At 46.3% G+C, this 20,986-nt stretch carries 21 protein-coding genes; 14 read left to right on the forward strand and 7 right to left on the reverse strand.

All coding sequences use genetic code 11. The features are described 5' to 3' along the window. Positions 1-22: 22 nt before the first annotated feature. Together AB840_RS09260 and AB840_RS09265 are read left to right on the forward strand one after the other, a co-directional pair. A complete protein-coding gene (locus AB840_RS09260) occupies positions 23-685 on the forward strand; it encodes a response regulator transcription factor (protein ID WP_048514559.1) in 663 nt (220 codons plus the stop codon). Continuing rightward, positions 682-2,253, forward strand: coding sequence for a sensor histidine kinase (locus tag AB840_RS09265; protein WP_078791769.1), 1,572 nt, complete (start codon positions 682-684; stop codon positions 2,251-2,253). Before AB840_RS09260 ends, AB840_RS09265 begins: the two co-directional genes overlap by 4 nt. A 75-nt stretch (positions 2,254-2,328) precedes the next feature. Here AB840_RS09265 and AB840_RS09270 read toward each other — a convergent pair whose 3' ends face one another. Genes AB840_RS09270 through AB840_RS09280 form a run of 3 tightly spaced genes read right to left on the reverse strand, consistent with a single transcriptional unit; the run spans position 2,329 to position 4,151 of the window. Continuing rightward, positions 2,329-2,559, reverse strand: coding sequence for a hypothetical protein (locus AB840_RS09270; protein WP_048514560.1), 231 nt, complete (start codon positions 2,557-2,559; stop codon positions 2,329-2,331). Next, positions 2,543-3,283, reverse strand: a complete 741-nt coding sequence (locus AB840_RS09275) for a metallophosphoesterase (protein WP_048514561.1) — start codon at positions 3,281-3,283, stop codon at positions 2,543-2,545. Before AB840_RS09275 ends, AB840_RS09270 begins: the two co-directional genes overlap by 17 nt. 58 nt (positions 3,284-3,341) lie before the next feature. Beyond that, positions 3,342-4,151: a DUF4931 domain-containing protein gene (locus AB840_RS09280; RefSeq protein ID WP_048514562.1), complete on the reverse strand. Its 810-nt coding sequence runs from the start codon at positions 4,149-4,151 to the stop codon at positions 3,342-3,344. Between the two features lie 130 nt (positions 4,152-4,281). Between AB840_RS09280 and mutY the strand changes: the two genes are divergently transcribed. The 4 genes from mutY to AB840_RS09300 all read left to right on the forward strand — a co-directional run bounded on the left by mutY (position 4,282) and on the right by AB840_RS09300 (position 8,952). Then, positions 4,282-5,367, forward strand: coding sequence for an A/G-specific adenine glycosylase (gene mutY / locus AB840_RS09285; RefSeq protein WP_048514563.1), 1,086 nt, complete (start codon positions 4,282-4,284; stop codon positions 5,365-5,367). Between the two features lie 10 nt (positions 5,368-5,377). Beyond that, complete coding sequence (locus tag AB840_RS09290; RefSeq protein ID WP_236684557.1) at positions 5,378-6,622, forward strand: metallophosphoesterase; 1,245 nt, start codon at positions 5,378-5,380, stop codon at positions 6,620-6,622. Between the two features lie 13 nt (positions 6,623-6,635). After that, positions 6,636-7,637 carry a nucleoid-associated protein gene (locus AB840_RS09295; RefSeq protein ID WP_048514565.1) on the forward strand — a complete coding sequence of 334 codons (1,002 nt, stop codon included), beginning with the start codon at positions 6,636-6,638 and terminating at the stop codon, positions 7,635-7,637. Between the two features lie 448 nt (positions 7,638-8,085). Then, on the forward strand, positions 8,086-8,952 hold the full coding sequence (locus AB840_RS09300) for an NAD(P)-dependent oxidoreductase (protein ID WP_048514566.1): 867 nt from the start codon (positions 8,086-8,088) through the stop codon (positions 8,950-8,952). An 85-nt stretch (positions 8,953-9,037) separates the two neighbouring features. Here AB840_RS09300 and AB840_RS09305 read toward each other — a convergent pair whose 3' ends face one another. The 3 genes from AB840_RS09305 to AB840_RS09315 all read right to left on the reverse strand — a co-directional run bounded on the left by AB840_RS09305 (position 9,038) and on the right by AB840_RS09315 (position 10,784). After that, positions 9,038-9,655 carry a class I SAM-dependent methyltransferase gene (locus AB840_RS09305; protein WP_048514567.1) on the reverse strand — a complete coding sequence of 206 codons (618 nt, stop codon included), beginning with the start codon at positions 9,653-9,655 and terminating at the stop codon, positions 9,038-9,040. A gap of 174 nt (positions 9,656-9,829) precedes the next feature. Then, a complete protein-coding gene (gene tatC / locus AB840_RS09310) occupies positions 9,830-10,555 on the reverse strand; it encodes a twin-arginine translocase subunit TatC (RefSeq protein ID WP_200809973.1) in 726 nt (241 codons plus the stop codon). 10 nt (positions 10,556-10,565) lie between these two features. Next, a complete protein-coding gene (locus AB840_RS09315) occupies positions 10,566-10,784 on the reverse strand; it encodes a Sec-independent protein translocase subunit TatA/TatB (protein WP_048514568.1) in 219 nt (72 codons plus the stop codon). 251 nt (positions 10,785-11,035) lie between these two features. Here AB840_RS09315 and AB840_RS09320 point away from each other — a divergent pair, with 251 nt between their 5' ends. The 3 genes from AB840_RS09320 (at position 11,036) to AB840_RS09330 (ending at position 14,994) form a co-directional block, all read left to right on the forward strand. Continuing rightward, entirely contained in the window at positions 11,036-12,220 is a 1,185-nt protein-coding gene (locus AB840_RS09320) for a TAT (twin-arginine translocation) pathway signal sequence (RefSeq protein ID WP_143742699.1), read from the forward strand. Between the two features lie 96 nt (positions 12,221-12,316). Further along, positions 12,317-13,882 carry a purple acid phosphatase family protein gene (locus AB840_RS09325; RefSeq protein WP_048514569.1) on the forward strand — a complete coding sequence of 522 codons (1,566 nt, stop codon included), beginning with the start codon at positions 12,317-12,319 and terminating at the stop codon, positions 13,880-13,882. After that, complete coding sequence (locus AB840_RS09330) at positions 13,882-14,994, forward strand: YibE/F family protein (protein ID WP_048514570.1); 1,113 nt, start codon at positions 13,882-13,884, stop codon at positions 14,992-14,994. Before AB840_RS09325 ends, AB840_RS09330 begins: the two co-directional genes overlap by 1 nt. A 103-nt stretch (positions 14,995-15,097) precedes the next feature. Here the strand turns inward: AB840_RS09330 and AB840_RS09335 are convergent, their stop codons facing one another. Continuing rightward, positions 15,098-16,552: an amino acid permease gene (locus AB840_RS09335; RefSeq protein WP_048514571.1), complete on the reverse strand. Its 1,455-nt coding sequence runs from the start codon at positions 16,550-16,552 to the stop codon at positions 15,098-15,100. 212 nt (positions 16,553-16,764) lie between these two features. Here AB840_RS09335 and AB840_RS09340 point away from each other — a divergent pair, with 212 nt between their 5' ends. The 5 genes from AB840_RS09340 to AB840_RS09360 are packed head-to-tail and all read left to right on the forward strand — an operon-like array spanning position 16,765 to position 20,847. Then, entirely contained in the window at positions 16,765-17,196 is a 432-nt protein-coding gene (locus tag AB840_RS09340) for a zinc ribbon domain-containing protein (protein ID WP_159445822.1), read from the forward strand. After that, entirely contained in the window at positions 17,196-17,750 is a 555-nt protein-coding gene (locus tag AB840_RS09345; protein WP_048514573.1) for a hypothetical protein, read from the forward strand. Before AB840_RS09340 ends, AB840_RS09345 begins: the two co-directional genes overlap by 1 nt. Positions 17,751-17,762: 12 nt before the next feature. Then, positions 17,763-18,032, forward strand: a complete 270-nt coding sequence (locus AB840_RS09350; protein WP_048514574.1) for a chorismate mutase — start codon at positions 17,763-17,765, stop codon at positions 18,030-18,032. Positions 18,033-18,037: 5 nt separating this feature from the next. Further along, positions 18,038-20,200 carry an SF1B family DNA helicase RecD2 gene (gene recD2, locus AB840_RS09355; protein ID WP_200809974.1) on the forward strand — a complete coding sequence of 721 codons (2,163 nt, stop codon included), beginning with the start codon at positions 18,038-18,040 and terminating at the stop codon, positions 20,198-20,200. Then, positions 20,194-20,847 (forward strand): ComF family protein, encoded by a 654-nt coding sequence (locus tag AB840_RS09360; RefSeq protein ID WP_048514575.1) that lies wholly within the window; start codon positions 20,194-20,196, stop codon positions 20,845-20,847. The genes recD2 and AB840_RS09360 overlap by 7 nt, the downstream gene beginning before the upstream one ends. Positions 20,848-20,986: the final 139 nt, after the last annotated feature.

Here is a 20,986-nt window from a genome sequence, read left to right on the forward strand (position 1 = left end):
CAACAAGAGGAAAGGTAACTATATGGAAAAGATACTTATTGCCGATGATGAACAATTGATGCGTCAGCTCGTTGTTGATTTTTTAAAGCCCGAAGGCTATGAAATCCTGGAGGCGGCTGATGGAAAAGAAGCGTTGGATATATATAAGGAGCATCATCCTGATCTTGTATTGCTGGATGTTATGATGCCGGGCTATGACGGCTGGACCGTATGTCGTGAAATCCGTCGTGAATCGACTGTGCCGATTATGATGCTGACGGCAAAGGGAGAAGAAATTGACCAGCTTTTTGCATATGACCTGGGTGTTGATGAATACATTACCAAGCCCTGCAGTCCCAAAATTCTCGTAGCTAAAATTAAGGCTCTTTTGCGGCGGACCCAAAAGGAAGGCGAAGGAGGGGGAGAGGAGGGTGTATCTATTGATAGAGAAGCAAGGCAGGTTGTACTGGACGGCAAAAACATTGATTTGAGTCCTACTGAGTATAAACTTCTCAATTACCTCATGATTAACACCGGAAAGGCACTAAGCCGTCGCCAAATACTTAACAAGGTCTGGAATTACGAATATTATGGTGATTTGCGTACCGTGGATACACATATCAATCGCCTGCGAATCAAGCTGGGTGATAAGGGGAAATTTATTCAAACCGTCCGCGGCTACGGATACCGCTATGATATAAAATGATATCACTATCGCTTCGTACCAAGGTATGTCTATATGTAGCCGGTTTTACTCTTTTATGCCTGATGACGCTGTTAGTGGCGATTGGCTTGGGATTTGACCCATATTTTTACGAAATCAAGAAAAATAACATGATTCAGGCCAGTCACGAAATCAGCAGAATTTATCAAAAGGAGGGTATGGATGGGGAAGAAGATATAGACGAAGTCAGTCAGAATCTCGGCGCAGATGTCCTTATCATCGATAACAGCCGGCTGGTGTATTCCTCACGGCCGGGCCGGCGTGTTTTGATTGGACCTGTAAAAGCAAATGAAAATAATATCGTCGTCGCGGTGGGCAAGGAAAAAGAATCGGTGGAGGAAATAGAAAAGCTTCAGCCGCCTAAGCATATACAGGAAATGCTTGATTTGCTGAAGGGAGAAAAACCGGATGAATCAGAGATCGATAAGGTGCAATCGTATCAGCCAAGTAAAAATTTCCAGTATTTTAATCTGATTTACCGCATTCGGGAACATACCTATCTGCTTATCAGCCGTCCCGTAGCGCCGATGCAGGAAAGTATTGATATTGTGCAGTCTTTTATCTTTACCTTTGGCTTTGTATGGCTGGCAGCGGCTGTCATGGGAGCGTTGCTTTTTGCCAACAGACTGACGAAGCCGCTGTTAGAATTAAAACGTTTATCAGCTTCTATGACCCAGCTTGATTTCTCTAAAAAATGGCATGGGACACGTAAGGATGAAATCGGACAGCTTGGCAGCAGTCTCAATATGCTGTCACAGCAATTGAATACAGCTTTGAATGCATTGAAAGAATCAAATGGAGAACTGCAAAAACAGCTTAATAAGGCAAAAGAAGTAGAGCATATGCGGAAATCCTTTATATCTGCCGTGTCCCATGAATTAAAGACACCGCTGGCTATTATTCAAGGGTATGCGGAAGGATTGGATAGTCTGGATGTCGATGAAGATACCCGGCAGCGGTATTGCAAAATCATTCATAGTGAAACGGAAAAGATGGATAGTCTGGTTAAGGATTTATTGAACCTGTCCCGACTGGAAACCGGATCGTTTCGATTAGAAATGACGACTTTTGATTTCGGCGCATTGGCGGATGAAGCTAAAGAACGATTTGCGAATACGCTGAGTCATAAGCAAATTCTGATGGAATGGAATCTGCCTGAAGAAATGGCGGTTTATGGAGATCCCGAACGAGTTGACATGATATTGACCAATCTTCTAAGCAACGCTATCGATTATACGGGAGCCGGACGGAAAATCGTCATTGATGCTGTATCTCAAGAGGGGATATATACCATTTGCATTTATAATCAGGGAATACAAATTCCAGAAGAATATCAAAAGCGGATTTGGGAGCCTTTTTACAAAGTGGATACGTCACGGACCCGCAATTTGCAGCGAACCTTTGGCGGCCATGGCTTGGGTCTGGGAATTGTTTCGGCGCTGGTCAAGCTGCATGGGCAGCGATATGGTATGAGAAATGAAACCGATGGAGTAACTTTTTGGTTTACCCTTGCAGCAGCCCCGCAGGTGGATACAGCTGACAGAGCATAGCGTGTAAAGCCAATGCAATACCAAACAGGCTGGTCAGATGACCAGCCTGTTTGGGCTATAACCGTATAGTGTTTTTTAAAACGATGTATTTCCCAATGTAGGATGGATACATTTTTTCAATGTCAGGTGATCAATAAGATGTCCAGCCATATCAAGATCAATATCTTCCTTGGTGCCGTCGTGTTCGAATACACAGAGAGGATGCTCTGCACCGACCTCACCACCGGGAAGATAAATGTATTCGCCTGTTTCCGTATCACCAAAAATGATACCGGCTAACAAGTGTTTTTTAGCAATTTGGCTCATGAGCAGATTCCTCTTTATCGAATGTGATTTCTAACAGCTTGCAATCACGGTAATCGGCAGAAACAAGCTGAAGAAGTGTGCCGTTGTAGAGACGGGGGAACATCGTGTTTGGCTGCATACCGTGCAGATGCCCGAAGATGCATAAGGGAACCTTATATTTTTCCAGTAATTCCGTGAAACCGCTGGGTTTTGTCAGATCGCATACAGGCGGATAGTGAAGAAGGAGGATGGTGTGCGCGCATCCCATTTTTTCAGCCTCCTGAAGGCTGCGTTCCACCCGAAGAAGCTCGCGGCGGTATGGTTTAGCGTCTTTATCTTCACGATAATGAATATCGCCGGGGCATACCCAGCCATGAGTGCCGCAGATAGCGATACGTCCGTCATCCACTGTCACGGTATTGCCATATAAATACTGCATATTATGTGCGGCATCCAAACGGTTCAGCTTGCCGGCGCTTTCCCACCAATAATCATGATTGCCGCGGATCAGTATTTTGCGGCCCGGCAGAGCCCGTATTTCATTTAAGTCTTCCTGGGCTTGTGACAGATGCATGGCCCAAGAGGTATCACCGGCAATAAGAATCGCATCGTCCTCGGTAACGCGGTTCCGCCAATCTTCTTTTATACGGCTCCAATGGTTTTTCCAACGGGGGCCGAATATTTCCATTGGTTTTTTGGGTGGGTTGCCCGATAAATGTAAATCTCCAATTGCAAATAATCGCATGGGTACATCCTTCCATAAATAATGAATGTATTACGTTCCCGCACCTGCCATGCCAGCATTATGGCCGTTGGTTCGGATTTCCCTTTATCATGAGCGCGCTGCGGAGTCTGTTGATGAAACGCTGCGCATGGGCGCTGTTTGTGATTTGCGGTACCATATACCCTACGAATAAGGGATTGGTCAGGAAGCGGGGAATGATTTTAACATATAAAGCACCGTCGCCGGGAAAATCATAAAAGAAAATATTATAACTGTCATTGAATCTGACGAAACAGCGCATAAAATAAGAAGCTGTAATTTGCATATAGTTTACGAAGGCGGACAGCTTCGTGCTGTCTGTCAAAATTAAATTGACTTCGTAAAAACCAATAATAGGGCGGAGCGATAAATTGATTTCAATGCCGTCGCCGAGAAGAATCGGTTTGCCTGTAAAATGATATGGCTTGATATCCTCGTGATAGTCATACTCTTTAAAAGCGACGATCTGAGAATGAGGATGATGAATGGTGCCGCCGGACATATAGCCATGATTGCGGTAAAATACGACCGATTTAAATGTGTCCATGGCCTTGACCTGCTGCCATTTTTCCAAACCGAACTGCATCAGCTTGACCGCGTATTCCCGTGAATATGTCGAAAAGTCACCGTCACAGTCATCTGTTTCAATAATGAGAGTCTGCCATGAATCCTTTAAGACCGGAAACGCGTTTTCAAGCCAAATCATATGCCCTCTTGTTTCGATGACATTTTTTAAATTAGCAACATCACAAAAAGGACAATAGCTTTCATCGCGGTGTACTGTATCAGGTTTATTTTTTCCTAAGTCCAAATTATATTCGAGAATATGTTTTAACGGATCTTGTTCCATAATAAATGCTCCTTTTTACATCTATTGTATATTGTAGCATATGCCCTGCCTTTTTCAAACATAATAGTATATAATTATTAGTAGCTTGTCGTGTAAAGGCGGATTCATTGCTAAAGGAATGGAAATCATAATGAAATGTAACCATGATCATATAAAACCAGAAGAAAAGACAGAACACTGGGCACCGGTACTGCTGCAGTGGTTCAGGACACATCGCAGAGAGCTTCCCTGGCGGTGCGGTTCCCGGCGTGATCCGTACAAGGTATGGGTTTCGGAAATTATGCTGCAGCAGACAAAGGTAGAGGCGGTGCGTCCGTATTATGACAGCTGGATGGATCGCTTTCCGGATATCCCGGCATTGGCAGAAGCCTCGCAGGACGAAGTTTTGCGTCAGTGGCAGGGATTGGGATACTATTCACGGGCGCGTAATCTGCATGCGGCAGTGCAGGAGGTACAGTCAGTGTACGGCGGTTCCGTGCCTGATACAAAAAAAGAAATACTGAAGCTCAAAGGGGTCGGTGATTATACGGCCGGAGCGATTCTCAGCATTGCATATGGCAAACCGGAGGTAGCGGTGGACGGTAATGTCCTGCGTGTATTTGCCCGGCTGTACCGGATCGGCGATAATATTTTATCGGCTTCGGTGAAACAGCAAATCACAGCGCTGGCCAAAGCGCAGATTCCGGCAGATCGTGCCGGAGATTTTAATGAAGCCCTCATGGATTTTGGCGCTATGATATGTATCCCCAAGCATCCGCGCTGCGAAGCCTGTCCGCTCACCGCATACTGCCAGGCCAGACGAGCTGGCATGGAAACCGAATTGCCGGTACGTCTTACGAAAAAACATGTTCCCACAGAGAATATCACCGTCGTTGCTGTAACCGATGCGGCCCGCTGGCTGATACATCGCCGTCCGGACAAGGGACTGCTGGCCTCCATGTGGGAGTTTCCCAATGTGATCGGCAGTGGCGAAGCCGGTATTCGGGCAGTTCGGGACCTATTGCAGCGCATGGGGCTCACGGTATCAGTCAAGGCAGCCCCTATCGGTACGATAAAACATGTTTTTTCTCATAAAATTTGGCAGATGACAATGTATAAAGGAACTGTGGTGAGCGGTAAATTGATAGAAAAGGAGGAATGGCAGTGGCTGCCATGTCAGGCATATACGACGGTGCCATGGGCAGGGCCGCACGGAAAAATCACTGCCATGATATAACGTGAAAGGTATGTTTTTAATCAGCTTAATGATTAGTATGTCCTGTATTGCCGTTTTTTCTATTGCCTTGTGGAATTACATGTTCCGCAGCAGCCGCAAGGTGCTGGTAGCCTGTGCCGCCGTATCCGTTACGATAATTGCGGCCGGTGAACTGGCATATTACAGTACTGCATTTCCAGAACTGGAAAATGTATTTCATCCGGTGTTGTTTTACGGCAGTCTGGCGGCTCTGAGTTGGCTTTTTATGTTCTTTTTTGCGTTCCCCGTTCTTTTGATAGGGGCTATTTGCTGCTTTTTTATTCGTATGCTGCGCCCCCGGCACCGTCCGGAAACAAAGGAACGCAAAGAAAATACTGCCGCCGCCAGAACGGTTACACGCCGGACCTTTATTAAGGGAACGGCTGCGGCAATCCCGCTGGCGGCAGTTACGGTCAGTGCCGGAGGGACTTTTGCAGGCGAAAGCTATTTGGATACAACGTATCATCGACTGGCATTTCCCAGACTGCCTGATTATCTGGACGGGTACAAAATCGGACAGCTATCAGATCTTCATATGGGACTTTTTTTCAGTCCTCGCCGCTTGCAGGAATCGCTGGACGCGTTGGCAGCGGCAGGCGTCAATCGTGTGGAAATTACAGGGGATTTGATTGATGAATTATCTTTATTGCCGGCATGCCGGCAGATTCTGCAGCAGAATGCTTCCAGGTTTCCTGACGGAATGGATTTTTGTTATGGAAATCATGAATATTACCGCGGCTTTAACCAAATTACGGCCATGCTGGAGGAAACTCCTGTCCGAATTATGCGCAACAGTCATATCGTGGTCAGTACGGGCAGAGGAAACGGCATGACCGGCTGCACGGGAAAGGATGACCGGCCATTTTATATTGCCGGTACAGATTACAGCTTTGCCAAGGGAGATAAAGAATTTTCCCGTCAGCGGGAAGCCTATGTCCAAAAAACATTGCAGGGCATTCCTACAGATGCCTTTGTCGTTATGCTGGCTCATCACTCGGCATTTATCGATGAAGCCTTCCGTCATAATATACCGCTGACGCTCTGCGGACACACACATGGCGCGCAGGTAGCTCTTATCGGTCCGCTCGTGCAGGCTGTAGGGTTTAAATATTTGCGGGGAATGTTTGCCAGCGGCAGGTGCCGCGGCTATGTGAACAGAGGGACGGGACACTGGCTGCCGCTGCGGGTATTGTGCTCCCGTGAGGTAAGTGTTTTTGAATTGAAACAAAAAAACTAAAGGATGACACATCATGATAATACATAAAGCAATACTTCATATTTTTGATTTTAATACCAACATGTGTATTTTGTCACAGAAGGAATTGGATTTCGGCAGTGATATTGTCTATGAATACGTAGACAAACGGATCATGCGTATTCTCAATGATCCAGGGCAAAAGACCGGTGTCTTTTATGCCACCAGCTCTTTTCAGTCCCTGGTCCAGCAGCTCGCCGGCAAAGCGATGGAATTCGGTGAATTTGCGGCCACTGCCGGTAAAGAACTTTACCAGATATTAGCTCAGTGCGACGTGTCTGAATCCATAGATTTTCTCGCCGTCGATTTTCAGAATGACAATGATGCGCACTGCATAGGATTGCTGCTGCTGGATAACAAGACGGCCTATACGCATCAGATTCTAGATGACGGAGGAATGGTCTGTAATCAGCTCATAAAGCATCAGGCTATTTTGCCGGGCGTATCGCAGAAGGCGGAAGCCTACGCCATTATTAATCTTCAGGATTTTTCGATTCATTTTGTTGATACGAAGCGGCAGCTGAATGGAGAGCCGGTGTATGTTCTGCCGGATCGGCTGCTGCAGTGTACGTCGGTTATCTCTGGCAGAGAGGCGGTTAAAATCGTCAGTACGATTGCTGCGAAAGTAGCGCAAGAGCATGGGGCCAGCCCGGTAGAGGCATTATCGAAAACTAAAAATTATCTGACAGAAAATGCCGAAACCGCAGATACCTTTTCGCCACAGCATTTGGGAGCCGATGTATTCGCTCATTCCAGTGTAATGCAGCAGGAATTTGAAGCGCAGGTACAAGAAGCGCAGCTTCCTGCAGCTATAGCTGTGCAAAAGGATTTTGTGCAGAAGGCGGGACGGAGCCATAAAATCAAGACCGATACGGGAATTGAAATTATATTCCCATCGGAGTATGTGGAAAATACAGATTATATTCAATTTATCAACAATCCGGATGGAACGATTTCGATAGAATTGAAAAATATAGGAAAGATTGTAAATAAATAAAAGTATCTCTGCTGTAGTGACAATGCGCCGGGGACTTCCGGGTATCTTTCACTGAATATTTGGCTAAAGATACCCTGCGATTCTATCCGTGTTGATATAGATGATAAAAATAAAATGCTGAAGTATATCCTTCAGCCTCCGGGATTTACATACGGTGGTACTGGTTTGTTTGCCAGCAGTGTAAAAATAACACTTCAAAAAAAGTATTATTTGAATTTTTTTCTGAAATCATCTGTTTTTTTTACATAGTATTTTCTATCTGTTCCTCTTTGGAGTATAATGTAAATCAAGAGTATACTTGCAGGTATCTTACCGCCGGAAACGCCATGGATTACCGGCGCAGCACAGCTGTCGGAGAACCTAGGAGACCGGCAAAAATACTCGGGCAACCGAATATGAATGCCAATGATACCACGGCATTACCAGTGCAAAGGAGAGGAATAAGAGCATGAAAACAATTGGATTTATCGGTGTCGGCATTATGGGCAAGCCCATGGTGCGTAACCTTATGAAGGCGGGCTTTAATCTGCGGATTTTTGCCAGAAATCAGGAAAAGGCAGCGGATGTTATTGACGAAGGGGCAGCCTTTTACCCGACAATCAGCGAATGTGTTCAGCATTGCGACGCAGTGATCACCATGGTGGGATTTCCACCGGATGTAGTGGAAATCTACTGTAAAAAAGGAAATATTTTTGAAAGCGCGTCTCCGGGGACATATCTGATCGATATGACTACGACATGTCCGTCTCTGGCAGAAATGCTGTATGAAAAAGGCAAAGCGGCTGGCTTTCATGTAATGGATGCTCCGGTTACAGGCGGTGATACGGGGGCCATCCGGGGGACGTTGTCCATTCTTGTTGGCGGTGATGAAGAAGATTTTGAAGTATGCTTGCCTATATTCAAGGCGATGGGAACTAATATTAATTATCAGGGAAAAGCCGGTTTTGGGCAGCATGCTAAAATGGCCAATCAGATTATGATTGCCGGGACCTTGTCAGGTGTATGTGAGGCCTTGTCATACGCTAAAGCGCAGGGATTGGATTCGCAGATTCTGCTGCATTCTCTGGCAACAGGAGCGGCCGGCAGTGCGCAGCTTGACGCCTTTGGCGAAAAAATTGTAAATCATGATTATGCGCCGGGATTTTACATGAAGCATTTTATTAAGGATATGCAGATTGCATCGGATGAATCAGAAAAGAAGGAGCTTCATTTGGATATTCTCCGGCAGGTGCTGGAAAATTATAAGGAACTGGCTGCCATGGGAAATGGAGATTTGGGAACACAGGCGCTGGTCAAGCATTATACGCAGGAGTGAAGGAGCCAATAGGGTTTTACAGCAAACAATCCCCTGACGCATTTTAGGCGTCAGGGGATTGTTTGCTGTAATGGCAATATGTCGATTATTTTTTAGCGATGATGCGGAACGGCTTTGTGCCCAAGCCCTTTGTGTGCCATTGCGGCATGGCCGGCGTAAAGCCTGCCTGCTGTAACGCACGGCTTAATTCTTCAGGAGCGTATACGACCATACCGTCTATCCGTTTTGTCCAAGTGGTATCTGCTGGATCACCGGCTTCACAGGCGATCAAAAATGTACCGCCGGATTTTAAGATGCGATAAATTTCAGCAAAGGCGCGAGGTAAGTCAGGCCAAAAATAAATGGTTTCAAATGCCGTAATGATATCGAGGGCATTGTCCTCGTAAGGAAGCTGCTCAGCTGTTCCGAGACGGATTGTGCAGCGGCTTCCGAGGTATGCGGCATTTGTTTTTTGGCTATACGCCACACTGGCCTCCGAAATGTCAATGCCGTCCACGGTGACGGAGGGATATTGCCGCAGCAGCGTGTGAATATTACCGCCGGCACCGCAGCCAATATCCAGCATATGGGCATGGTCAGGAATCGGTATGTCTGTCCAGGACCAATTCCAAAAAGGGCGGTGGCCCCGGTTCATGGCAAATAAAATGACTTTCCCCAAACGGCCCGTTGGCGTACGAAAGTTTTGAAATAAGGTATGCAGCATAGTATATCACTCCTTATGGGAAAATGATAAATAATATCAATATAATAAAAATTATATCATAGGCTTGACAGAAACTCAACACGAACAAGCCGCAGGAGAAATTTTCGAAAAAGAACGGATCGTGCCATTAACATCATTTCAACAGCACAATCCGTTTTTTTTTGAGTGATAACATTATTTTTGCATAATATATTGAATTATTATCCGGCTTATTTCATACAAGACAATGATAGGTGCTGCCAAAAAGCATTGCGATACCATATCTGTCGTCGGAGTGATCACAGCGGCAAGAATAAAGGCGGCAAAAATGACATACCGCCGTTTTTTTTTCAGACCAGCCGATGAAATCAGCCCCATTTGAGCAAATACCAGCAGGATTAGAGGCAGATTGAAAATAAATCCGAATGGCAAAACCAGCATAAGTACGAAATCCAAATAGCTTTCCATCGAAATCATGGGTTGGACCGTACTGCTGGTGAATGCCATAAAAAAATCAAGCCCTTTGGGAAGTACGATAAAAAAAGCAAAAGCAATACCGCTGATAAAAAGAATTAAGGAAGACGGGACCAGGAGCGATAAAACAGTCTTTTCTTTTTGACTGAAGGCGGGGATAAGAAATGCCCAAAATTCATAAAAAAGAAATGGCGACGCTACAATGGCACCAGACGTCAGGACTACCTTAAAATAAATGAAAAAAGCCTCTGCCGGTTTAATAAAATAGAGCTTTCCTGCCGGAGAAGTCAGGAAATACATGATTTCGTCGATAAAATATTGGCTGACAATCATGCCGGCCGCGGTAATGATAATCGACCAGATAAGACGGCGGCGCAGTTCGGTCAGATGCCCCGTAAGGGTCATTGTCCGGCTGGCGGAATGGGATGGCACGGTAAGATCATTCATTCCCTCAGCCTCATTTTTCCACTTTAGCTGTAGTTGCTTTAGATACTGTCGTGTCTGCCGTATTGGCCGTCTTCTTTACTTCATCTACAGTAACGCCGTTTACCGCATTTTTAAATTCATTTAAGCTTTTTCCCAAGGCGTTGCCAATATCAGGCAGCTTGCCTGGTCCGAAGACAACTAATCCAATGATTAAAATCAATACTAATTCAGGTATTCCTAATCCAAACATAACAAATTCCTCCCTTTGTATATCGCACTTTATGTAAGTACAAGTATTATTTACAAGAGTACAGCTCATACATCACGTTTTTGTAAAAACATGTTATGAATTATGTAAATTTTTAAAATTTACGAGCTATATCCTCTTTTTTTTGCGTATTTCGCTATTTTTCAAAATCTTTGCAGAAGTAATACAAAAATTACATAAAATCCTTGTACACTAACGGCAGTTCATCATTTACAAGAGGAGGCATATTATATATGGATACGCAAACGAATTCAGAACATTCAGAACATCTTTTTCACGAAATGACACGACGGGGCTTCTTAAAATTAGCGGCAGGCTCTGCTTTAGGGGCGGCGATGTTTTCCATGCCGTCTTTGTCTCTGGCTAAAGCGCTGGACAGCGCTAAACGGACAATTAAACCAGTAGCCTTTGCTGCTATTCCGCAGCAGGCTGTGGAAGCGGCGGAATCATCAGCGTTGATACAGCATGCTTTTGATGACATTATCAGCACCGTGCGTACCATTGAAAATAAAGGTTTGCAGCAATCTGTTCTAACCTTGCTTCAGCATCCGGTACCTACGTTTATGCAGGAATACACCTCGGGCAGTGCCATACAGCGTCTGTACAGCGCGTTGGCCGCACAGGGCTTGATTGATACGGCTAAAATCGACGAAAAACATTTGCTGCCTCCTTTTAACGGCAGCGTACAGAAATTCAAAACCGCGCCGGGAAGCGGCTATGGTAGTCATCATCCCTATCCGGGGGGACTTGCGACACATGTTAACAGCAATATGCATATAACAAAATATATCTGTCAAACCTATGAAGAAGTATTTTTTTATTCTGTTCACCGCGATATTGCGATTGCCGGACAGGCACTGCATGATATTTCCAAACCCTTTGTATTCCAGTGGCAGGAGGATGGGTCTTCATTGAAGGAATATACTATTGCCGGCCAGGGGGCACATCATGTGATTGCGTTGGCAGAAGTGATTTACCGCGGGTTTCCGCCGGACGAAGTAGTGGCGCAGGCCTGTGCGCATGGAGCGCCTACGTCTGCAAAGGATGAAGCGGATGTTGTGGGATGGCTGAAAGCGGCTGCTCTTATGGCAGGAAAGGATCCTGTTTCCTATGGATTATTAAACAGTGCCGGTACCGGGCTGCCGTCGCCGCATCACCAGGAAGGCTACATCGTCCATTTGGGAGATCATGATTGGGTACTGTCTTCACCAGCAGCACAAAAGACCGTTACGCTTTTGAAAAAAATCGCGTTCCAGAAATATGGAATGAGCGAAAATGATCTCAAAGGAGCACCGTTTAACCATTTTCGCAACTATGTGGGTTCGCAGCTATCCTACATGTATCTCAATATGCTGGAAGCAGAACCGAATGGCTTTGATTTGGCATATGATCAGGTGCGTAAGGTGATTGTGAAATAATTTACATAATTTTGACAGGATAAGATCATTTTTCTTACATATAGAGGGTACAGTAAATAGAGTTAAAAACTAAAACAAAATGGAGATGTTGCAATTATGTGTCCTTTTCACATTCACAAAAACAAAAAGATCATTGCTTCATATGTGGCGGCTGTATTATGTATGGCTTCTGTCGGTGTATTTGCGGCCACGGAGCATTGGAATGATGCGTCACTCACCCCGCAGGTCATGACGCGTACCAGCATATCTGATCAGACGGATTGGCAGCAATGGAAAGACAACTGGGATAAGGTCAAGACAGATTATGAACAAGTCTCAATGGCTCCCGGTGCCGATGCCACGCGTATGAATTTTGGCTGGTATTCCAAAGAAAGAGCGGACAAGGCAGAAGTCCGTATTTCAACAGATAAAAATATGAGCCATGCTAAAACCTTTAAAGGTATTTCTAAAGAGGGTACAGTGATTAGCGGCGTGACCTATTATACCAATAAGGTGGAAATCAAAGATTTGAAACCGGAAACGACCTATTGGTATCAAGTCAAAGTCAACGGCAAATGGCAAGCTTCGCAGCCAATCAAAACGGGCAATCCCAATGATTTTACCTTTATGTATGTAGGTGACCCGCAGATCGGTGCTTCGGCAGGCCAGACGCCTTCTGAAGGCGCGGCAGCGCAAGACGGTGAAATTGCGGCCCGGAATGATTCATATAACTGGAATAAAACGTTGAATACGGCGTTGACACAGCATCCGGAAATTAATTTCCTCGTATCACCGGGAGATCAGATCAATGAACCGGCAGGAGATCAAAAAGCTGATAAAATACAGCTGCAGGAATATCAATATGCTGGATACCTTTCAGCCGCGGCACTACGCAGTCTGCCAGAAGCTACCAGTATAGGCAACCATGACAGCCTGACCAGCGGCTATCAAAATCATTTCAATGTGCCCAATCCCTTTACAGAAGAAGCCAATCCGACAAAGGCCGGTCATGGCTATTACTATACCTACGGCAATGCCTTGTTTATCGTCATCAATGCCAATAACTACAATGCGGCAGACCATCAGACGTTGATTGAAAAGGCGATCAACGCGCATCCGGATACCAAATGGCGGATCGTCGTCATGCATCAGGATATCTACGGAAGCGGGCTGGATCATTCCGATTCGGATGGCATTCTTCTCAGAACACAGCTTACGCCGATTTATGATGCCAATAAGATAGACGTTGTTCTTCAGGGGCACGATCATACCTACGCCCGTACCTATCAGCTTAGCAGCGACGGTAAGAATCATGCTGACTTTGATACATTTAAGGTTAAAGGACAAAGCGGTCAGGCGCATAATTTGTTGAGTGCCGCTTTGAAGAATAAAGATTTCAAAAATAACTATGTATCGCAGAATCTGTGCTACACTATTGCTGATATGCAGCAGGGCGTTCTGCGGAACCCTAAGGGTGTTTTCTATATGTCCTCCAACTCGGCTACCGGCTCCAAATTTTACAATCTTATTCCGCAGCAGCAGGACTATATTGCCGCCCGCAGCCAGACCTGGCGCCCGACCTATTCTGTTGTTCGTATTACGGGAGATACCTTTACGATCAACACCTACGACGTAGCGACAGGCTCGCCCATTGATGAATCGTACAGCATCGTTAAAAATTAATGAATACAGGTAAATGGCTGCGTCTTGTCGTCATTGTTGTGTTGCTTACGGCTGGCGGTGTATTTCTGCACGTTTACAACCAAGTGGAAAAACCGCAGCTGGTCAACACACAAGGCAGGACCTTTGAAAAAGCGCAGGTAGTGAATATTATTCAGGATAACCTGCAGGAAAATGGCAGTCGTGTCGGAGATCAGATCGTGACGCTTCGTATTGAAAGCGGGGAACAGAAGGGCGCCCTCGTACAGGCTAATTGCCCTAACGGGCTTCTCTTTGGTACGGTGTGCCGTCCCGGTATGGATGTCATCGTCATCTCCAGTACTGTCGGGAAACTGGATATCAGTACGGTGTATAACGTGGATCGCTCTATGCCGATTTATGTATACATCGGTGTATTCATTATTCTGCTATGTCTTATTGGCGGCAAAAAGGGGATGAAGTCGGCGGCGGCCCTTGTCTTTACCTTCATCTGCTTTGCCTTCTTGTTTTTTCCTATGATTTTTCGCGGCATGTCGCCTGTACTGGCCGCGGTGATCACGTCTGCCGTTGTTTTAGCGGCTACCATGTATTTGATCAACGGCTGGACTAAAAAGGGGATTACGGCATTTCTGGCAACTCTGGGCGGTATCATTGCGGCTGGGGTGGCGGCCATTATCTTTGGGCATTTGACCAACCTGTCCGGGTATAATGTATCCAATATTGAAAATCTCATGTTCGTCGCTCAAAATACGTTGATTGATGTGGGGCAGATTCTCTTTGCCGGCGTCCTTTTTGCCAGCCTGGGTGCTGTTATGGATATTGCCATGGATATTACCTCAGCCTGTGCGGAAATTGAACGGCATAATCCCGCCATTTCACGAAAAGCGTTGTTTGAAGCGGGCATGAACGTAGGGCGGGATGTCATGGGTACCATGTCGACGACGCTTATTTTGGCCTTCTTCGGCGGTTCCCTGGGGGTATGGGTACTGGATTATGCCTATGATCTTCCGTATCTGCAGCTTATCAATTCCAATTCCATTGGCATTGAAATCATGAAAGGCTTTTCGGCAAGCTTTGGCGTCATACTGACGGTTCCGATTGCGTCGGCTCTCAGTGCATTTAAAAATCATAAATGACATAATGGCAGAGCCCCTGTTTTCTTTCATGCGGCGGCGTTGCGTATATAAAAAAACTGTCACGTGAGATATAATATCTCATGTGACAGTTTTTTACGTCCCGCTATTTTTTACAGCGTGAAAGATCCACTTCTTTTAACGGAATAATATGAGTATGGTGTTTATATTTATGATATAAATAAACGGCAAAGAATATAGGAATCCCAATATAAGCTACGCTGGCACCGTACCAGTCGATTTCTGTTCCCGTAAAAGCGGAATAATTCTGTCCGGCAGTAACGATGATGCACATGATAAGCGCTAATAACGGGCCGAATGGGAAAAACGTTGCTTTGTAGGGCAGATCATTCAAATCCTTTCCCTGGGCGATATACGCACGACGAAACCGGAAATGGCAGATAGCAATGCCGATCCAGGTAATAAAGCCGACCATTCCGCTGATGTTGACAAGCCAGTCGTATGCCTTGCCCTCACCGATAAGGGAGGTGAGAAAGGCGGCAAAGCCAAAGACGACTGTTGCCAGCAGTGCATGTATGGGGACACCGCGTTTGTTCAGCTTGAGAAAACATTTGGGAGCCTGTCCTGTTTCCGCCATGGCATACAGCATGCGTGTCGAAACGTACAGTCCGGAATTTCCTGCGGATAAAACAGCGGTTAGGATGACCGCGTTCATAAGAGAAGCCGCCGCCGCCAGTCCAAATCGTTGAAAAACCAGGGTAAAGGGGCTGATAGAAATATTTTCAATGCTCGTATTTAAGAGGTTAGGATCCGTATAAGGAATCAAGAAACCAATAATAATGAAAGAGCCTAAATAAAATAAAAGAATACGCCAAAAAATGGAATGTACCGCCCGGGGAATATTTTTTTCCGGATCTTCACTTTCACCGGCGGCAATACCGATCATTTCTGTTCCCTGAAAAGAAAAACCAGCCACCATAAAGATACCGAGCATGGCGGTAAAACCCCCGACAAACGGGGCGTCACCCAGCGTCCAATTGGTAAATCCAGGCGATGGCTCGGGGCCGAATCCAAGGATCAGACAGGTACCGGCAAAGAGAAAAATCAAGACTGTCAACACCTTGATGCCGGCAAAGATAAATTCACTTTCACCGTATGAACGAGTCGAAAGATAGTTTAAAATAAATAAGATAACCAAAAACATACCGCTCCATACGGCTGCCGGTACATCGGGAAACCAATACTTCATGATAAGAGAGCCGGCTACCAGCTCGGCCGCTACCGTAATAGCCCAGTTGAACCAGTAATTCCAGCCCAGCGCAAAGCCGAGGGACTTATCGACATAGCGGTTGGCATAGGTTTCAAACGAGCCGCTTACCGGCAGATAGGCAGCCATTTCCCCAAGACTGGTCATCAGAAAATATACCATAATACCGATTAAAGAATACGCCAGGAGAGCTCCGCCCGGCCCAGCCGAGCTGACGGTTTCGCCGCCTGCTACAAAAAGACCCGTACCGATCGCGCCGCCAATAGCGATCATATTCATATGGCGGGCTTTCAGGCTGCGGCGCAGCCCTTGCTGCTGTTCCTCTTCCTTCATTCAATCACAACCTTCTTCATAATATAGTTACTCATGTAAGATACCTGGAAAGATATAAAAAAAAACTCACCTACCTATTATATAGGATGATGACGGGCCTGACAAATACATATTATGTATTGCAGGGCATTACCAGTGATGTATTGGAAGAACTCTTCCCACGGTTGTCCTTCTGGCGTATAATAAACATATCTGTAAATGAGGTGAAAATAATGTCTGCTATTATATATCTTGCGTTTTGTGTTCTGGTGGCTCTATTTGCCAGCCGTCGGGGTCGCAGTCCTATCTTGTGGGGACTTTTTTCTCTATTGCTCAGTCCCTTGCTGGCGGCAATTAGTATTGCCATTATGAAAGATCTGACTGCGGCACAGCAGATGGAGCGCAACAGTTTAGAAACGGACCGGCTGAAGGAACGCGTGGCTGTGTCAGAAGCGGAAATTCGTTCGCGTATGGATCATATGGAGCATCGTATAGACCGTATCGCATATCAGAAAGACCCATCTTGTCTGCCTGAGAAGGGGGAAAGAATGGTATCTGCAAAGAATGAAAATACGGAATATTGCCATGAATGTGGAGAAAAAACTCCGATTGGAGCTGAATTTTGCCCTCATTGTGGAGCTAAACTTCATAAGGAGGCAGACTGATGAACTGGAAAAAAAGACTGCGGCATTATTATGGCGCCTGCCGCCTGACGCTGTCCGGAGATATCTCACTGGCCCCGGCGCAAGGGCAGCTTAGATATGAGTTAGCTGGTGAAAAAAGACAGCGTGTTTTGATCTGGATAAAGGATATTTGCGAAATGTATCCGTTTCTTCAGATTCAAATCAAAGATGGTATCCGTGAAGCCGAAATTAGTATATTTGCTTTTTTTTGCGGCTGTGCCGATAAAAATTTTATTGCTTCCTTTTGTCAGTCGTTAAAAGCGCTGGCATCTCTGCTGCAGGATGATGCAGAGGCGGCAGTAACAATGAATTTCAGTGGTACGCTGTACCTGGGGCGGCAATTTGAAAGCTTTCGCATATTGAATAAAGAGGCCCATGTACAATATAAGATTACGCAAACCAAGCAGGAATCTTTTTATAAAGGGCTGACTCGTTCCCGGTATGTTCGCATCGGGTTTACGATTATACTGGTCATGGTATTGCTGCTGTATGGGTGGGAAGCAGTCCGTCCTGTGCCGGTAGGAAAATTGGTATAGGGGGGAGACGCTATGGAACTGGAAGAATGCCGCAGGGAAATAGATAAGCTGGATCGGGAGCTGACGGATATATTGGAGCGGCGCATGAAGCTCGTGGCACAGGTGGCAGAATATAAAAAAATACATCATATGGAAATTTATGATCCCCGGCGGGAACAGCAGGTTCTGGATAAAATAGCAGGTCTTGCCGGACATAAAGCGCTGGCACCCTATTTGAGGAACATATACCAGTGCATTATGGATGAAAGTAAAAATTATGAACGGGAGCATATGGATCGGTGAGTATGATGGATACGTTGGAAATAGTACAGGGAGCAGCGGAACGAGTTCTCTTTGAAGCCCCTGACTCGAATTATATTATCTTTCGCATACGCAGTGAGGCGGATGATTCGCTGCTGACCGTAACCGGATACGGGACTAAGCCTTTGGTAGGAGACCGCCTGGAAATACAAGGAAAATGGGTTCAGCATAAGCGCTATGGACGCCAATTTGCCGCCACCGCGTGGAAGAGACTGATTCCTGATACGGAGGAAGGGATCGAGCGCTTTCTTGGCTCCGGATCGGTAAAAGGAATAGGGCCTTCTTTGGCGCACCGTATTGTGGCGGTTTTTGGCAGTGAAACGATGACGGTAATGGACAAGGAACCGCAGCGCCTCTTGACAATAGAAGGTATCGGGGCTAAAAAGCTGGCTATGATCACGGATTCCTTTTATGAAGAAAAGCAGGTCAATGACATGGCATTGGACCTGGAACAGCATGGCATTGCCGGACGCTATGCCGGACGTCTTGTTCAGAAATACGGTGATGATGTGATGTATGTGCTGCAAGAAGAACCGTACCGCATGATTTCTGAAATTGAAGGCATTGGCTTTAAAACAGCCGATCAAATCGCGCTGGCCTACGGGATGAATCCGCAGTCATCGATGCGGCTGGCAGCCGGGCTGACCTATATGCTCCACGATATGACGCAAAACGGACACGTCTGCATTCCCGATACAGAACTGGTACGGCGGACGGCGTTGATCCTCAGGGCAGACAGTCTTTTTGTACATGATGCACTGGGAGAAGCGATTGACAGCCGGCAGCTTTGTACGGCAGATTATGGCGGTACCACCTATGTCTATACGCCGGAGGCTTGTGAAGAAGAAGAATATACGGCACAGCGCATTCTGGATATGGTACATATGAAGCCGCTGACGGTGAGGACACATGTGCAGCTTTTTTTAGATAGATGGCAGGATTCGTGTCATTTTGTGCTGGCGGATAAGCAGCGGGAGGCTGTCGAGCGATCACTTCAGACCGGCATGCTGGTCATTACCGGCGGGCCGGGAACCGGGAAAACGACGGTGGTACAGACGATCATACGCCTGGCCGAACAGGAAGGCCTTCGTATCCTTCTCTGTGCGCCGACCGGACGGGCGGCGAAACGCCTGGCTGAAACGACGGAACGCAAAGCCAAAACCATTCATCGTCTCTTGATTCCGGACGGATTTTCCGGACCGGTTCAAGTGTTTGAATACAACGAAACAAAACTCCTGCCGGCAGATTTAGTTATTGTCGACGAAGTATCTATGCTGGATATGGAAATGATGTATCATTTGCTGCAGGCACTATCGCCGCAATGCCGGTGTATTCTGGTCGGTGATGCCGATCAGCTGCCCTCTGTAGGCGCAGGCGCCGTACTTCATGATATTATTCGGTCCGGAGCCGTACCGGTCGTACGCCTTGATACGATTTTTCGCCAAAAGGAAGGCGGACGTATCGTTACCAATGCGCACCTTATCAATCATGGGCGGCCGCCTATTGTCAACGAGGATCAGGAATTTCGCCTTATCGAAATAGAAAAGGAAGAAGAAGGGGCAGAACAGATCAGCCGGATTTATGCTGCAGAAGTACAGGAAACGTCAGACGTGTTTTCTGTACAGGTATTGTCACCTATGTACAAGAATCCCTGCGGTGTAGATAAACTGAACGAGCTCATTCAAGAACGCACCAACCAGCCGTCGCCGGAGAAAACTGAATATAAAAATGGTAAATTTATATTTCGGACAGGGGATAAAGTAATGCAGAAGCAAAATAATTACGATAAAGGCGTATTCAATGGCGATATCGGAAAAATTTTTGCTATTCATGAGGACACTATACATGTCCGGTATCCGGAACAGGATGTCCGGTATGAAGGGCAGGAAATTGATGAAATCACACTGGCCTATGCTATTACGGTTCATAAAAGCCAGGGCAGTGAATACAGAACGGTTATTATGGCTATTGTCAGCAGCCATGCCATTATGCTGCAGCGCAATCTGTTTTACACCGCGGTAACAAGAGCCAAGCGCAAGGTTATTTTGGTCGGGATGAAGCGGGCCCTTCTGGCCGCGGTTCAAAATATTCGCACGAGCAGCCGCTTTACGCTGCTGACAGAACGGCTGCGGGAGGAAGAAATATGCTGAACCAGTGGAAGGAATGCCTGACCAATTTGATCTATCCGCCGCGCTGTCCTGCCTGCGGTGCCTCAGCCGCACGGCGGGGAGAGTGGTGTTCCTCCTGCCTGGCAGCTATATGGCATCCCCGCATGATCAATCGTACAGCGGCGATCCGCAGTCTGGATCGATGTTATTGCCTGACGGAGTACCGTGGCTCCGTCAGACGGATTCTGCATCATTTAAAATACAAGGGAGACCTTCGATATGTTCCTGCGTGCCAATTCCTTTTGGGGAAATTTCCATGGATGGATCGGCTGCAGCACTTGGACTGTGCCATTCCTGTTCCGTTGGAGCCGGAAAAAGAACAGAAACGGGGATTCAATCAGACTGAAATTATTTTCCGTTCCTGGGCAGAGACGCACTGGCGTTGGTGTCAGGGGCTGCAGCGAGTGCGTCCGACACCGGCACAGTGGCATTTGAGCAAAGGAGAACGGGCTGAAAACATGAAAAGAGCCTTTGAAGTGAAAGGCTCTTTTCATGCTGCCGGCAAGCAGATACTGCTTGTGGATGACATATATACGACAGGCGCGACCCTAGAAGCCTGTGCAAAAACACTCAAGCAAAACGGCGCCGCCGGCGTGACAGGATTGGTCATCGCCAGCGGCGCACTGTAGTATATGTAGACTCCCATAGCAAAAAAATGGTTTCTTTGGTTCTTATTTTATATAACGGATCGTATCCTGACATGTGATTTCGAAGACTAATGAATTTTCTGTGAAAAATACATCTAATGATTGCCCCCGATCTGTCGAT

The organism is Megasphaera cerevisiae DSM 20462 (assembly GCF_001045675.1).
Taxonomy (GTDB): Bacteria; Bacillota; Negativicutes; order Veillonellales; family Megasphaeraceae; genus Megasphaera; species Megasphaera cerevisiae.